Here is a 14,913-nt window from a genome sequence, read left to right as displayed (position 1 = left end):
CCTTAGTGAGCCACGGCAGCGGCGCCGTGCTCGTCGATCAGTGCGCCGTTGTGGAAACGTTCGATGGAGAAGGGCTTGGCCAGCGGGTGCATCTCGCCCTTGGCCAGGCTCGCCGCGAACACGTGGCCGGAACCGGGGGTGGCCTTGAAGCCGCCGGTGCCCCAGCCGCAGTTGAAGAACAGGTTCTGCACCGGCGTCTTGGCGATGATCGGGCAGGCGTCGGGGGTGGTGTCGACGATGCCGCCCCACTGGCGGTTCATGCGCACGCGGGAGAGCACCGGGAACATCTCGACGATGGCCTGCAGGGTGTGTTCGATGGTCGGGTAGGAGCCGCGCTGGCCGTAGCCGTTGTAGCCGTCGATGCCGGCACCGATCACCAGGTCGCCCTTGTCGGACTGGCTGATGTAGCCGTGCACGGCGTTGGACATGATCACGCTGTGGATGACCGGCTTGATCGGTTCGGACACCAGCGCCTGCAGCGGGTGGGATTCCAGCGGCAGGCGGAAGCCGGCGAGCTTGGCCATGTGCCCGGAGTTGCCGGCGGTGACCACGCCGACACGCTTGGCGCCGATGAAGCCGCGGTTGGTCTCGACACCGATCACCACGCCATCCTGCTTGCGGAAGCCGATCACCTCGGTGTTCTGCAGCAGGTCGACGCCCAGGGCGTCGGCGGCGCGGGCATAGCCCCAGGCCACGGCGTCATGGCGGGCCACGCCGCCACGGCGCTGCACGGTGGAGCCGAGGACCGGGTAGCGGGTGTTCTTGCTGCAGTCGAGGTAGGGAATCTCCTCGGCCACCTGCCTGGCGTCCAGCAGCTCGCCATCGATGCCGTTGAGGCGGTTGGCGCTCACGCGGCGCTCGGAGTCGCGCAGGTCCTGCAGGGTGTGGCAGAGGTTGTAGACGCCACGGGCGGAATACATGACGTTGTAGTTGAGGTCCTGGGAGAGGTTCTCCCAGAGCTTCATCGCATGCTCGTAGAGGTGCGCCGACTCGTCCCACAGGTAGTTGGAGCGGACGATGGTGGTGTTGCGCGCGGTGTTGCCGCCGCCCAGCCAGCCCTTCTCGACCACTGCGACGTTCTTCACGCCGAATTCCTTAGCCAGGTAGTAGGCCGTGGCCAGGCCATGACCGCCGCCGCCGACCACGATCACGTCATAGACCGGCTTGGGCGTGGGGTTGCGCCACATGCGCTGCCAGTTCTCGTGGTGGCTCAGGGAATGCTTGAACAGGCCGAAGCCGGAATAACGTTGCATGCGCGTGCTCCTGGATCAGCGGTACACGGGGAAATCGGCGCACAGGCCAGCCACCTGCCTGGCGACCTGGGCCTCGACATCGGCGTCACCGAGGTGGTCGAGGATGTCGCAGATCCAGCCGGCCAGCGCGACGCTCTGCTCTTCCTTGAAGCCACGGGTGGTGATGGCCGGGGTGCCGATGCGCACGCCGGAGGTGACGAAGGGCGATTGCGGGTCGTTGGGCACGGCGTTCTTGTTCACGGTGATGCCGGCGCGGCCCAGGGCGGCGTCGGCGTCCTTGCCGGTCAGGCCCTGCTTGATCAGGCTGACCAGGAACAGGTGGTTGTCGGTGCCGCCGGAGACCACGTCGAAGCCGCGCTCGATGAACACCCCGGCCATCGCCTGGGCGTTCTTGATCACCTGCGCCTGGTAGGTCTTGAAGCCGGGTTCCAGCGCTTCCTTGAAGCACACCGCCTTGCCGGCGATCACGTGCATCAGCGGGCCACCCTGGGCACCGGGGAATACGGCGGAGTTGAGCTTCTTCTCGATCTCCTCGTTCTTGCGGGCGAGGATCAGGCCGCCGCGCGGGCCGCGCAGGGTCTTGTGGGTGGTGGTGGTGACCACGTCGGCGTAGGGCAGCGGGCTGGGGTAGAGACCGGCGGCGACCAGGCCGGCGACGTGGGCCATGTCGACGAACAGCAGCGCCCCGACCTTGTCGGCGATGGCGCGGAAGCGCGGGAAGTCGAGGGTCTTCGAATAGGCGGAGAAGCCGGCGACGATCATCTTCGGCTTGTGTTCCACGGCCAGGCGCTCGACTTCGTCGTAGTCGATCAGCCCGGTGCGGGTGTCGAGGCCGTACTGCACGGCGTTGTACAGCTTGCCGGAGGACGACACCTTGGCGCCGTGGGTCAGGTGGCCGCCATGGGCCAGGCTCATGCCGAGGATGGTGTCGCCGGCATTGAGCAGGGCCAAGTAGACGGCGGAGTTGGCGGAGGAACCGGAGTGCGGCTGGACGTTGGCGTAGTCGGCGCCGAACAGCTCCTTGGCGCGGTCGATGGCCAGCTGCTCCACCTTGTCGACGTACTCGCAGCCACCGTAGTAGCGCTTGCCCGGGTAGCCCTCGGCGTACTTGTTGGTCAGGCCGCTGCCCTGGGCTTCCATCACCCGCTGGCTGGTGTAGTTCTCGGAGGCGATCAGCTCGATGTGGTCTTCCTGGCGCTGTTCTTCTTCCTGCATCGCACTGAAGAGTTCGTCGTCGTAGCCCTGGATCTGGTCGTGCTTGCTGAACATCGCTGATCTCCTGCCGCGCCATCGGTTGGCGCCTGTCGTTGGGTACGGGGGTTTCCCCGTTTGCAGCGATGGTATGACTCGGCCTGCCTTGCCAGATGCCTACGGACGCCACGGGAGAATGCGTTTGCGACATGCAAAGGGTCGCAATCGAACATCCGCGCAACGGGCGTCGATCACCCACAGTTTCCGTGGACCAAGCTGTGGATAAGCTGTACACCCCCGGCTAGCGGCCAGGTGCGTCGGGCCCTGCAGGGAAGTGACGGTTTTTTGAGCGATATCAGTCAGTTAGCGAAAGCGTTACACACAGAAGCTGTGCAACGATCTGTGGACAAGCTGTGAATGGATGCGCCAGGACCAGCAACGGCAGTGCTCCTGGCCGGCTGTACGCGAACCGACCAGCCCGGCACAGGCGGAATTGCCCACAGCGACATGCCTGGACAGGCCCGCTGGCAGTGGATAATTTCGACGCCCCCGCAGCATTCCGCATGCGCCTGGACGAGCGATTCCATGATCACCTGCTACCTGCGCTACATCATCGATCCGTACAAACTGGCCGAATTCGAACACTACGGAAAACTTTGGATTCCCCTGGTGGAGAAGTTCGGCGGCACCCACCACGGCTACTTCCTGCCTTCCGAAGGCGCCAACAATGTCGCCCTGGCGATGTTCAGCTTCCCCAGCCTGGCGCTCTACGAGGACTACCGCATCCGCTCCATGGCCGACGCCGAATGCATCGCGGCCTTTGGCTACGCCGAGGAAACCCGCTGCATCCTCAGCTACGAGCGCAGCTTCTTCCGCCCGGTATTCAGCTGATCGCGGCCTCGTTCCCGGGCTGAAGCCCGGGCTACGCCACGCAGCAATCCGCCCACAAAGACCGTGGACCACCCTGTGGATAAGCTGTGCGGCGAACGCGCGGCACCAGGCACGGCGCCGGATGGCGCCGCCTGGCTCTTTTCTGATCAGGCCCCGAGGGCCCGGCGGATCAGTTCAGCTGGGTGAGGCACTGGTTGGTGACGCTCAGCAGCCGCTCGTGGGTGGCTTTCGGCAGGGGCGTCTTCTGGGCTTTCAGCTCGTTCAGCTCGGCCTGGCTGAACTCGGCACTGACCTTGTCGGCCGCACAACCGCAGTACTTCTGCAGCTTGTCCGGGCTGACCTGGGCCTGGGCTCCCGCCGCGCACTCCTTGACGAAGTGGTCGCGTTCGCCCGGTGCCCATTCGGCGGCATTGGCCGACAGGCTGACCAACAGCGGCGCGGCGAGAGCAAGCAGGTAGGGATAGCGCATCGGTGTCACTCCTCATTGATGGCAAGGTCCGTCCCCGTGCAGGCACGGTTATGTTGTGAGCGGCAAAGGCCCCGGTGAGTTCCTCCCAGCGCGGGCACGGCCGCAGCGGGAACAGCGCCTGGTCTAAAAAGGATGTCGCCTGAAGCCATATTCCGTCGTCCATCCTGGCGTAAAGTTAGCTCCCATACGCCCTCCCCGCCCGGGGCATGCGGCGACCGGACCAAGGACCCGAGATGACCGACCAGACCCAGCAATTCGCCAGCGACAACTACTCGGGCATCTGCCCCGAAGTCTGGGCCGCCATGGCCGAGGCCAACCACGGCCACGACCGCGCCTACGGCGACGACCAGTGGACGGCCCGCGCCGCCGACCATTTCCGCCGCCTATTCGAGACCGACTGCGAAGTGTTCTTCGCCTTCAACGGCACCGCCGCCAACTCCCTGGCCCTGGCCTCGATGTGCCAGAGCTACCACAGCGTGATCTGTTCCGAGACCGCCCACGTCGAGACCGACGAGTGCGGCGCGCCGGAGTTCTTCTCCAACGGGTCCAAGCTGCTGCTGGCCCGCACCGAGCAGGGCAAGATGACCCCGGAGGCGGTCCGCGAGATCGCCCTCAAGCGCCAGGACATCCACTACCCAAAGCCGCGCGTGGTCACCCTCACCCAGGCCACCGAAGTAGGCACTCTCTACCGCCCGGAAGAGATTCGCGCCATCAGCGACGTGTGCAAGGAACTGGGCCTGCGCCTGCACATGGACGGCGCGCGCTTCTCCAATGCCTGCGCCTTCCTCGGCTGCTCCCCGGCGGACCTGACCTGGAAGGCCGGCGTCGATGTGCTGTGCTTCGGCGGCACCAAGAACGGCATGGCGGTGGGCGAGGCCATCCTCTTCTTCAACCATGAACTGGCCGAGGATTTCGACTACCGCTGCAAGCAGGCCGGCCAGCTGGCCTCGAAGATGCGCTTCCTCTCCGCCCCCTGGGTAGGCCTGCTGCAGGACGACGCCTGGCTGCATTACGCCAACCACGCCAACAGCTGCGCCCAGTTGCTGGCCGAGCTGGTGGCGGACGTGCCGGGCGTCAGCCTGATGTTCCCGGTGGAAGCCAACGGCGTGTTCCTGCAGATGTCGGAACCGGCGCTGGACTACCTGCGCGCCCGCAACTGGCGCTTCTACACCTTCATCGGTGCCGGCGGCGCTCGCTTCATGTGCTCCTGGGACACCGAGAAGGAGCGCGTGCGCGAGCTCGCTGCCGATATCCGCGCGGCCATGGCCAATACCTGATCCTCTCCGGCCCGGAATCTCCGGGCCGACGCCCCTCCCCCGGCGGCGCGAACCTCCAGGCACAGCACGGGGGAGATATCCCCCGCTGCGCGCTTATCCTCGATTCCGGTGCATCACCCTGTGGACAAGCTGTAGAGCGACCGCCACGGCACTGGCGGTACGGCGCCCCTGGGCAATCGCTCACTTCGTGAGCAAATTCAATCAGTTATGTAAATTCGGCACACAGTTTCTGTGCGGCACTCTGTACGCAAGCTGTGGATAGAATGCTGCAGGCCAATAACCACGTGACCTACAGACCATCGATCGTTTTCTAATCAGCCCTGAAAGCCCCATGTTGCCTGGAGCCGGGTTTCTGCGAGCGGTGCCCAGCAGGCAGTGAGCAGAACAGGTTGTCCCCTGCTGCAGTGGATGCCTCTGTGGACAAGCTGTGCGGCGTTCGCTACAGGCGCCAGCCCGCAAGGCATGCGTACTTCAGCCTATTTATCGAACGATTTCAGGGGGTTGGGAGCAACCTTGTGCACAGCTGCTGTGCAAGGAGCTGTGACCAGCCTGTGCATAACTCCTTGCAGGCCACGGGCTGCGGTGGATACAGGCGTTAGATCAATCCGTAACCAGCACGCCGTGCACCTCGAAGAGTCGCTGCAGCCCTTGCCGGGCGGGGCCTTCATCCAGCTGAACAACCCACAGATTCGCTGTACCAGCCTGTGGACAAGCTGTTCACCGAGCGCCAGGAGCCCCGCAGGGTGGGGCCTGGCGAGGATCGTACGTTTTCTGCTCAGTAGTCGATGGCCACGTCGCCCTTGGGCACGCTGCAGCAGGACAGGATGTAGCCCTCGGCGACGTCTTCGTCGGTGATGCCGCCGTTGTGCTCCATCTCCACCTCACCGGCGGTCTTCATCACCTTGCAAGTGCCGCAGATGCCCATGCCGCAGGCCTTGGGAATATGCAGCCCGAGCTTGGCCGCCGCCGCGTGCACGGTTTCACCGGGCGCCACGCGAATGCTCTTGCCGGTGCTGGTGAAGTCCACCTGATGCAGATCGGCTGCGGGTACGGGCGGCGCGTCCGCTGCTTCGGCCGCCAGCTCCTTCACTTCCTCGCGGATTTCCGGCGGCGTGGGGCCGAAGGCTTCCTCGTGGTAGCGCCGCATGTCGAAACCATTGGCTTCCAGCAGTCGCTTGATCGCGCTCATGTAGGGCGTAGGGCCGCAGCAGAAGATCTCGCGCTCCATGAAGTCGGGGGCGATCAGCTGCAGCATCGGCTGGCTGAGGTAGCCGCGGTAGCCGGACCAGGTTTCGCCGATGTCGTACTTCTCGCAGACCAGGTGCAGCTTGAAGTTGTTGATGCGCGAGGCCATGTGGCGCAGCTCGCGGTGGTAGATGATGTCCTTCGGCGTGCGCGCGCTGTGGACGAAGACCATGTCGACGTTGGCACTGGTGTCGAAGAACCAGCGTGCCATGGACATCACCGGGGTGATGCCGACGCCGCCGGACAGGTAGAGCACCTTGTCGGCGGGGAAGTCGATGGCATTGAACAGGCCCACCGGGCCGTGCACCGGGATGACGTCGCCTTCCTTGAGGTTGTCGTGCAGCCAGTTGGAGACCTTGCCGCCCGGCACACGCTTGATGGTGATGGAGAAGCTGTAGGGCACCGAGGGCGAGCTGGAGATGGTGTAGGAGCGCATGATCGGCAGGCCGTCGATCTCCAGCTCCAGGGTCACGAACTGCCCCGGCTTGAAGAAGAACACCATGGGCTGGTCGGCCATGAAGCAGAAGGTGCGCACGTCCCAGGTCTCCTGGACGACCTTTACGCAGCGCACCAGATGACGGCCGTTGGCCCAGGTCTGTGTCGTCACCGGATTCAGGAAGCTGTTGCTGCTCATACGCATCTCCGCGCGGCCGGACGTCGGCCCCATATGAAGCGGATTCTGCGTAAGCGAAAAAACGCCCACTTACCTAGCTGCGACATTCACATGCTCATCGCGACCTGCCAGCAGCACCAAGGGCTGCGGAGTCGGAAACGGATGTGGCCGTGTCGCCCATGGATAAGGTCGGGTCAGGCCCCGACGCCACACTCAGCCCCAGCCGAACACAAGCAATCGAGCGACATTCCCCCCTCTATCAGCGCGCTATCGGCAGCGTCGGAAGGGGAGGTGAAGCCGCCTTGCGTCATGACCGAAAGCCATATTTCGCGGCGGCCGCCCAGGGCGCCCCGCCATTGAGGAGTCAACGATGGATATCACTTCCACCCTGAGTCTGGGCGACCCGCTGGAACCGGCGCGCAAGGCGACCGCAGAGATGCTGCGCGAGCGCGACCACAGCTTCTCGCTGCCGCAACCCTTCTACAACGACGAGCGCCTGTTCCAGATCGACATGCAGGAGATCTTCCACAAGGAGTGGCTGATCGCCGGGATGACCTGCGAGATCCCCGCCAAGGGCAACTACCTGACCCTGCAGATCGGCGATAACCCGGTCATCGTGCTGCGCGGCGCCGAAGGGCAGGTGCATGCCTTCCACAACGTCTGCCGCCACCGTGGCTCGCGCCTGTGTGTCAGCGAAAAGGGCAAGGTCGCCAAGCTGGTCTGCCCCTACCACCAGTGGACCTATGAGCTGGACGGGCGCCTGCTGTTCGCCGGCACCGAGATGGGTGCCGACTTCGACCTCAAGGACTACAGCCTCAAGCCGGTGAAGGTGAAGACCGCCGGCGGCTACATCTTCATCTCCCTGGCCGAGAACCCGCCGGCCATCGACGACTTCCTCTCCACCCTGGCCCATTACATGGAGCCTTACGACATGGAGAACACCAAGGTCGCGGTGCAGACCACGCTGCGGGAGAAGGCCAACTGGAAGCTGGTGCTCGAGAACAACCGCGAGTGCTACCACTGCAACGGCTCGCACCCCGAACTGCTCAACACCCTGCTGGAGTGGGACGACGTCACCGACCCCCGCGCCAGCCAGGCGTTCAAGGACCAGGTGGCGGCCTGTACCACTGCCTGGGATGCCGAGAAAATCCCCTATGCCCACGCCAGCTTCGGCCTGCGCAACCGCATCGTGCGCATGCCGCTGCTGCAGGGCACCGTGTCCATGACCATGGACGGCAAGCAGGGCAGCAAGAAACTCATGGGCCGCATCCAGAACCCGGACCTGGGCTCCATGCGCATCCTCCACCTGCCGCATTCCTGGAACCACTGCATGGGCGATCACATGATCGTCTTCACCGTGTGGCCCATCAGCGCCCAGGAAACCGTGGTCACCACCAAGTGGCTGGTGCACAAGGACGCGGTGGAAGGCGTGGACTACGACGTGGCGCGCCTGCGCGAAGTCTGGGACGCGACCAACGACCAGGACCGCCGCCTCGCCGAGGAAAACCAGCGCGGCATCAACTCCACCGCCTACCAGCCGGGCCCCTACTCCAAGACCTACGAGTTCGGCGTGATCAACTTCCTCGACTGGTACAGCGAGCGGATGCTCAACAACCTGGGCGACGTCCCGGCTACCCGCCTGCGCCAGGTCGGCGAATAGGGCCATGAGCCTGAGCCTCGGGTTCATCCTGCTGCTCACCCTCTACGCAGCCCTGGCCTGCCGCAAAGGCCGGCGCTGAGAGGCAACACACTGAGGTCCCGCAAGGGACACCCCTCGCCCCCGTCAGGACGTCGGCCCTGGTGGGGGCTTTTTTGCACAGGCCTCCCGCGCCCGACGCCAGGCCAACAGACCCCGACGGCCCAGGCCTCAGCCCGGGAAACCGACACGGAGCAGGGTTCGAGGGGCCTTCCCGAATGGCGTGAGCCTATGCGCCTGGGCGCTGGCAGGTCTTGAGCAGGCGTCGGATTGCCTTGTTGATGCTGCGCTTGCCCAGGTCTTCGACTGAGAACCAGCGGCAGTCGGCGATCTCGTTCAGCGGCGTGGGCTGCTGGGACTCCGGCATCGGCGCTTCGAAAACGTAGTGAAGGGTCGTGTACAGCTCCAGGGGCGCAATGTAGTCGAGGGTCTCGACCGCGAGCCCGGTCTCCTCCACCAGTTCGCGGAACGCCGCCTGCCCAGGCGCTTCATCCGCCTCGATCCGGCCGCCTGGCAACGTCCACTTCGACTTGGGTTTGCGCACGAAGAGGATCTTGTCTTCCAGGCGGCAGATGACGGTCGCCCGTTCTTTGATTGCCCTGCCCATCTGCTCACCCCCTGCCACTGCGTTGAAAGACCGGAACGGTCACGAAAACCCTCGTAACCAAAGCAAGAAGGGCGCCAGACATGGCCGGCCCCCACACGAGAGCGCGCCTGTATCTAACGTTAGGCGCCCTTGGCGATATCTGCCTCACGCAGAACGTTGGAACAGGGCTTTCCGGGGAAGATTCCCGGTCTATTCGCCGCGGCAGGAGGATCCGGTCCGTACTTCGGGTGAAGACACCCGCGAAAAGCAGGCGGTAAACGAGGCGTGGATGCGCAGAAAGACCGGAAGCCCGACGGAAATTTCTGCGAGGCGGATGGAGGAGTATCCCACGTGTCACGAGGAAGTTTGTAGGTCGGATTAGTCCGACTTACCACCGAACCGGACCGGGTTCACAGCCTGACGCCAAAGGACCGGGATAATGCGAAACCATCAGGTTCCTACAGTTAGGACCTACAAAAAATCCGGATCGCCAAAGTGTGGATCGTAGGAGCCATCTGATTTTTACTCAGTTCAGCCTGTAAGGAGTGCTGAGATGAAACGACTACTGAATATTCCCCTCCTCGCCCTCATCTGCGTCGCCGGCCTGGCCCACGCGGAAAACGCGTCACCGGCCCTAGGACAGATCACTTTCGTGGGAAGCATCTGCAAGGACCTTTGCGATACCCCTACAAGCACCTGGCTCGAACATGTAGGACGCCGCAGCGGCCTCAGCCCCATCGGCCGATCAGAGCCCAGCGGGCGCGGCCATTGCGCAGGCCTGGGTGAAACCAGCTCGGTGAGCATGACCAGCATCGCCTCCCGCACGGGCGACGCCGGGATCATCACGGTGATCTACAACTGAGGCCGTATGCCGAGCACACCGCGAACGCCGATCCGGTACGCGGCACTGCGAGCCGCCATCGCACGGGGTCGTGCATGGCGGCAAGGCGGGAAGGATTCGCTCGATCGATCAGCAAGTTGCTGGCGCGACAGCCGGAGTCCGCGGCCATCGACCTGCTGGGGCAAGCCTGCTTGCACATCGGTCAAGACCGCGCGGTGGATGGTCCAGGAGGCGCGATGAAGGCTGGCGAGCCTGCGATCGAGCGGCGAGTCCGCTGACTCGGAACCCTGGATCGCGTGCCGACCACGGACGCATCAGCACCGGTCCGAGCGCCCGCGTACATGCATGGCGAGCCGCACGGCCGGCGGAATCATTCGGCAAACGCGATCTCCGTCCGCCCGCCGAGCGCAACGCAGCGCACCTCGACCTGCTGGTAGCTGGGGTCGTCCGGATCCTGTTCCGGCAGTTGGTAGTCGACTCGACAGGCCTTGTCCGGCCCTTCGCCCCAACGGACGATCAGCACACCCTCACGAGGCAGCCCGCGCAGGAATGCCCGCCCCCCCTGCCCCACCATGGCCAGGGAAACGCCCTGGGCATCGATGACGTCGGAGCCCAGCGGCGCGATCTGGCCGTCCTCGCGAAGGATGCGCAGCAACACCGGCACGCCGGTGATGGTCGGGTAGCTGAGCATCACCACGGCACCATGGCGCGGGGCCACCGCCTGCTCGGTGATCTGCAACTCGACGTTGCGCAGGGTGCCGATCGGGTCGATCGCCACCTGGTTGTGGCGATAGGGGGCGAGGCCGCCGACCACCGCGTAACCGTTGCTGCCGACACGGGCGTTCATGTCGTTGCTGACATAGGCCCCTTCCGCCCCCTTGGCCTCGACGACGGCAAAGGTTTCGCTCTGGCTCTGGGTGAAGTTGATCCCACCCGGGTGGGCCACCAGGCTGCCACCAATGCCGACGCTCTGCTGGCGGTAACCGGTGCCTTCGCTGTAGCTGGCGTTGAGCGACGCCGCCGGTGCGAAGTAGTGGACGCTGCCGCCGGCGTTGCTCGACCGGTCGCCCTGGTCGCTGCTGCGCGAGCCGTAGAGGCTGTAGTTCATCTGCGAGCGCTCGCCCGCGACGCCGCTGAGGCTGGCCTGGGTGTTGCTGCGCTTCCCGGACTGGCTGACCGAGCTACTGAGGAAGGGCGAGCGCACATCGCGCCCCAGGGGCACGCTGAAGGACAGCAGGTACTGGTTCTCGTATCCCGAGCCCATGCGCGTCCTGCCGGCCGAGGTGCTCATGGTTCCCCAGTTGAAGCCGTTGGAGTAGCCGGCCTGGAAGGTCATGTCGCTACGCTGTCCGGCGTTCCAGTAGTTCTGTGCCGAACCGCTCAGGTAAAGGCTGCCGAAGTTCGACCCCAGGGGCTGACTGATGTTGGCCTGCAATCGGCTGCGCTGGCGGTAGAGGCGGCTATCGGGGTTGCCGACGGACTGCGCGTAGTCGCCGAACTCGAGATATCCCTCGCTGGAGAAGCGGTAGGCAGCCAGGGTGAAGTTGGTCTGGGTGCTGTCCAGCAGCTTGCTGTAGGTGACCCGGTAGCTCTGGCCGCTCCTGGGGGCGGAGTCGGCGACGGGACGCTCGGCGACATGCGAGCGGGTGACATCGAACGCGACGGCCCCCAGCCCGGTACTGATCGCGACACCACCCTGGGCGGCCATGTACTTCTCGGCCACGATGCTGCCCAGGTAGCCGGTGAAGGCGTTGGTCACTCCGCGCTGGTAGGTACCCATGACGAACTTCGGCGATGCGTCCAGGCTGCGGTCCCGGTACTCGCCGGCAGTCACGCTGAAACGGGATACACCGGGGCGCAGCAACTGCGCCACCGAGGCATAGGGCACGACGAAGGAACGCTGGCGGCCGTCGGCCTCGGTCACCGTCACCTCGATGTCACCGGAGTAACCCGAGTCGTAGAGGTCGTCGATGCTGAAGGGCCCGGGTGCCACCGTCGCCTCGTAAAGCACCGATTGCCCCTGGCGCACGGTGACCTTGGCGTTGGTTTCCGCAACGCCCCGGATCACGGGGGCGAAACCGCGCTGGGAGTCGGGGAGCATGCGGTCGTCGGAACTGATCTGCACACCTCTGAAAGGCACGCTCTCGAACAGCTCGCCGGGCGTGTAGTAGTCACCGACCGTGAGTTGCGAGCGCAGACCGGTGAGGTCGCGCTGGGCATAGGTGCTGGCGTTGCTGTAGTGGCTGCGGGTAGGGCCGCCATCCTGGCTGGAGCGGTTGTAGTAGCCGTTGGAGCGCAGGCGCCACTCACCGATATTGAGACCGTTGTTGAGCCCCAGGGACAGCTGGTTCGAACCGACGCCACCGCTGTGGCTGCGGTAGCCGCTGGCGTTGTAGCCGATGAATCCGGCCGTGACGCCGGCATCCCAGTCACGGGGGTCCACGTGCCCGCGTGCCTGTCGCCCCAGGTACGCCTGCGGGATGCTCAGTTGGGCGCGCAGCTCGGACAGATCAACCTCGACCTGCGCCTGAGGCACCAGGCGATCGAGTTCGACACAAGCCTCGTTGTCCATAATCGACTGCCGTGCGGCCTGGGGGTCCGGCAGGTTCGCCAGCTCGATGCCGAAGGTGCCGACGTGCTCGGGCTTGAAGCAGTAGCGCTGGATGACCGCAGCGCCCTCGCCCTCGCTGAGCACCCGCAACTCGTGCCGCCCCTTCCAGGCCTGGTTGACGTAGATATCCAGGAGATAGGTGCCGGGAGGCAGGACGTTTGCGTTGGCGAAGCGTGACAGGTCGACGGCCTCTTCCGCACCGCTACCGAAGAACGCCGGGTTGAAGACGGCATAACGGGCCGGGGAAACGCCTTCGTCCGCGTCCACCTGGCTCCAGTCGCTGAGCGCCAGGGAGGCGGCAAGGACCACGGCCGTGACCTTGAGCCGTCCACTACGGCGCGCGAGACGCACCCTGCGGGTGCCGCGCGTGGCCGATCCCGGATACCTGTCTGAAAGAGCTTTCATAGTCGTACCTGGCGCATCGATGAATGGCGCGCGAACGATCGAGCGGCATCAGCGCCTTGCGCGCACGAGCCGCCGGCTCACGGCTCCAGCCTCGCCTCGTGCCCAATGGATGAGCCGTAGTCGTTGATCCACTTCGTCACCACCGTGGCGGCCGATCCCCGCTGCACCGCACCCGGCAGGGGGAAGTCGCGGCTCCCGAGCGGCGGCACCATCCCATCGCCGGCCTCGTGCGCCCGCCCGCCGACATTCAGCGAGACGTCGCTGAACGACACATGGAAGGCGCTGGGGTTGCTCGCTCGCAGCACGCTTTCCGCGCCGTTCTGCACCAGCCGCCAGCTGATCTGCTGGGCCGCTCCGGACGCGCTACCCGGCAAGCCGGACGGCCGATAGAAGAGTTTCAGGCGGGTGCGGATGGCGAACTGCATGGAGTTGCCGCTGTCCGCCGTGGGTTGTGGCGGGACATCCAGGAGGTTGAGCCAGAACACCGTCTCGCGGTCAGTGGGCAGTGCCTCGCCCGTGAACGCCAGGCGCAGGCTCTGCCCCTTGCCCGGATCGAGGCGGAAGATCGGCGGCGTGAGCAGAAAAGGCGCATCGGCCTGGTCCGGCTTGCTCGACGGGTCGCCGCGATCGATCCAGGCCTGCACCAGGGAAGGCTCCGTACCGTCGTTGCTCACCCGTACGCTGATTTCCTGCTGCTTGGCGGGATAGATGAAACGGGTGCCGTTCACCACCATGCCGGCCTGCACGCTCGGCAGGAAGGTGGCGATGAAGAGTGCGGCGATCAATCGGGTGATCCTTGCAGTGGGATGCATCGGTTTTTCCTGAATGGCCGCCGCCCGGGGCGGGCCGGGCGGGTGGCGATTGGTCCTGATTCGTGGCGGGGAAGGCGGGAACGAAGGCCGCAGTGGCGGCGTGCCTTTTCCCGGGGGAGGATGATATCGAGCGACACACCCGCCATCCGGCTTCGAGCACCAGGGAAAACCGTAGGAAAAGTCCTTAAAAAGCCAGGAAAAAGCCGTCAACTGCAAAAATGAGGCAGGGGTCGAATCAGCGGACGCGCAAAGTCAGAGCGCGGGAGTACGCAGGGGAAGCCCTTCACCAGGGAAGGACCCCGGCTAGGAAGCGGTGCTGTTGGCCAGGTCGTTACGCCGGGCGAATTCGATCAGCTCCAGCAACGAGCCGAGGTTGAGCTTCTGCTGGATGCGACTCTTGTAGGTACTGACGGTCTTGTTGCTGAGCAGCATCAGGTCGCCGATCTGCTTGTTGGAGAGACCCGACGCCAGGTACTGCAGCACCATCAGCTCTTGGTTGGACAGACGTGCGACCAGCTCGGCCTCGCTGGTAAGGGCGGTCTGGCCCGCCTGCAACGCATCGGCCGGGTAGAAGGAAAACCCCGCGCTGATCGAGTTGATCGCGATGACGAGGTTCTGCAGGTCCTCTTCCTTGCTGACGAATCCCTTGGCGCCCGCCTGCATGCAGCGCTGGCAGAAGCTCTCGGCGGGTTGCGACGTGAGCACCAGCACATGGCTGTCGAGCTCCAGGGCGCGGATGCGGGCGATCACCTTGAGCCCGTCCAGGCGCGGAATGCCGATATCGAGGATGACGATGTCGGGCTCGTGCTGGCGAATCAGTTGCAGCGCATCGACACCGTTGTCCGTCTCCGCAAGTACCTGGATGCCATTGCGTTCCAGCAGCATGCGCACGGCGAGGCGGATGACGGGATGATCGTCGACTATCAGGGCACTTCTCATGTCGATATCTTCCGAGGGACACGGGCACAACGCCAAGGCACGGCAGGTGGGGCTGCGCGCTGGCGTTGATGAACTTTCCTACAA

General features: G+C 64.9%; 12 protein-coding genes. 4 read left to right on the top strand and 8 right to left on the bottom strand.

Annotation, left to right across the window (positions count from 1 at the left end; translation table 11 throughout):
• Window positions 1–2: 2 nt before the first annotated feature.
• Entirely contained in the window at window positions 3–1,253 is a 1,251-nt protein-coding gene (locus PI990_RS02640) for a sarcosine oxidase subunit beta family protein (protein ID WP_271659742.1), read from the bottom strand.
• 15 nt (window positions 1,254–1,268) lie between these two features.
• Window positions 1,269–2,522: a serine hydroxymethyltransferase gene (gene glyA / locus PI990_RS02635; RefSeq protein WP_271659741.1), complete on the bottom strand. Its 1,254-nt coding sequence runs from the start codon at window positions 2,520–2,522 to the stop codon at window positions 1,269–1,271.
• A gap of 507 nt (window positions 2,523–3,029) precedes the next feature.
• Between glyA and PI990_RS02630 the strand changes: the two genes are divergently transcribed.
• The gene (locus tag PI990_RS02630; protein ID WP_021218145.1) at window positions 3,030–3,335 is read left to right on the top strand and encodes an NIPSNAP family protein; all 306 of its coding nucleotides are present in this window, start codon (window positions 3,030–3,032) and stop codon (window positions 3,333–3,335) included.
• A 169-nt stretch (window positions 3,336–3,504) separates the two neighbouring features.
• Here the strand turns inward: PI990_RS02630 and PI990_RS02625 are convergent, their stop codons facing one another.
• Window positions 3,505–3,804, bottom strand: coding sequence for a hypothetical protein (locus PI990_RS02625; protein WP_271659740.1), 300 nt, complete (start codon window positions 3,802–3,804; stop codon window positions 3,505–3,507).
• 233 nt (window positions 3,805–4,037) lie between these two features.
• Here PI990_RS02625 and PI990_RS02620 point away from each other — a divergent pair, with 233 nt between their 5' ends.
• Complete coding sequence (locus tag PI990_RS02620; RefSeq protein WP_021218147.1) at window positions 4,038–5,081, top strand: threonine aldolase family protein; 1,044 nt, start codon at window positions 4,038–4,040, stop codon at window positions 5,079–5,081.
• A gap of 775 nt (window positions 5,082–5,856) precedes the next feature.
• Here PI990_RS02620 and gbcB read toward each other — a convergent pair.
• On the bottom strand, window positions 5,857–6,960 hold the full coding sequence (gene gbcB, locus PI990_RS02615; protein WP_043240720.1) for a glycine-betaine demethylase subunit GbcB: 1,104 nt from the start codon (window positions 6,958–6,960) through the stop codon (window positions 5,857–5,859).
• 349 nt (window positions 6,961–7,309) lie between these two features.
• On the opposite strand from gbcB, the gene gbcA reads away from it, so the two are divergent.
• Complete coding sequence (gene gbcA, locus PI990_RS02610; protein WP_021218149.1) at window positions 7,310–8,599, top strand: glycine-betaine demethylase subunit GbcA; 1,290 nt, start codon at window positions 7,310–7,312, stop codon at window positions 8,597–8,599.
• A 265-nt stretch (window positions 8,600–8,864) separates the two neighbouring features.
• Here the strand turns inward: gbcA and PI990_RS02605 are convergent, their stop codons facing one another.
• Window positions 8,865–9,242 carry an NUDIX hydrolase gene (locus PI990_RS02605; RefSeq protein WP_265170321.1) on the bottom strand — a complete coding sequence of 126 codons (378 nt, stop codon included), beginning with the start codon at window positions 9,240–9,242 and terminating at the stop codon, window positions 8,865–8,867.
• A gap of 532 nt (window positions 9,243–9,774) precedes the next feature.
• Here PI990_RS02605 and PI990_RS02600 point away from each other — a divergent pair.
• Window positions 9,775–10,083, top strand: a complete 309-nt coding sequence (locus PI990_RS02600; protein ID WP_265170320.1) for a hypothetical protein — start codon at window positions 9,775–9,777, stop codon at window positions 10,081–10,083.
• Between the two features lie 349 nt (window positions 10,084–10,432).
• Here PI990_RS02600 and PI990_RS02595 read toward each other — a convergent pair whose 3' ends face one another.
• From PI990_RS02595 to PI990_RS02585, 3 genes are all read right to left on the bottom strand, one after another.
• Window positions 10,433–12,982, bottom strand: a complete 2,550-nt coding sequence (locus PI990_RS02595) for a fimbria/pilus outer membrane usher protein (protein WP_271659739.1) — start codon at window positions 12,980–12,982, stop codon at window positions 10,433–10,435.
• Window positions 12,983–13,155: 173 nt separating this feature from the next.
• On the bottom strand, window positions 13,156–13,863 hold the full coding sequence (locus PI990_RS02590; protein WP_271659738.1) for a fimbrial biogenesis chaperone: 708 nt from the start codon (window positions 13,861–13,863) through the stop codon (window positions 13,156–13,158).
• Window positions 13,864–14,193: 330 nt separating this feature from the next.
• Entirely contained in the window at window positions 14,194–14,829 is a 636-nt protein-coding gene (locus tag PI990_RS02585; RefSeq protein ID WP_021218154.1) for a response regulator, read from the bottom strand.
• Window positions 14,830–14,913: the final 84 nt, after the last annotated feature.

The sequence above is a fragment of the Pseudomonas sp. TUM22785 genome, from assembly GCF_028198105.1.
GTDB lineage: Bacteria > Pseudomonadota > Gammaproteobacteria > Pseudomonadales > Pseudomonadaceae > Metapseudomonas > Metapseudomonas solani.
This window is presented reverse-complemented; position numbering and strand designations above follow the sequence as displayed.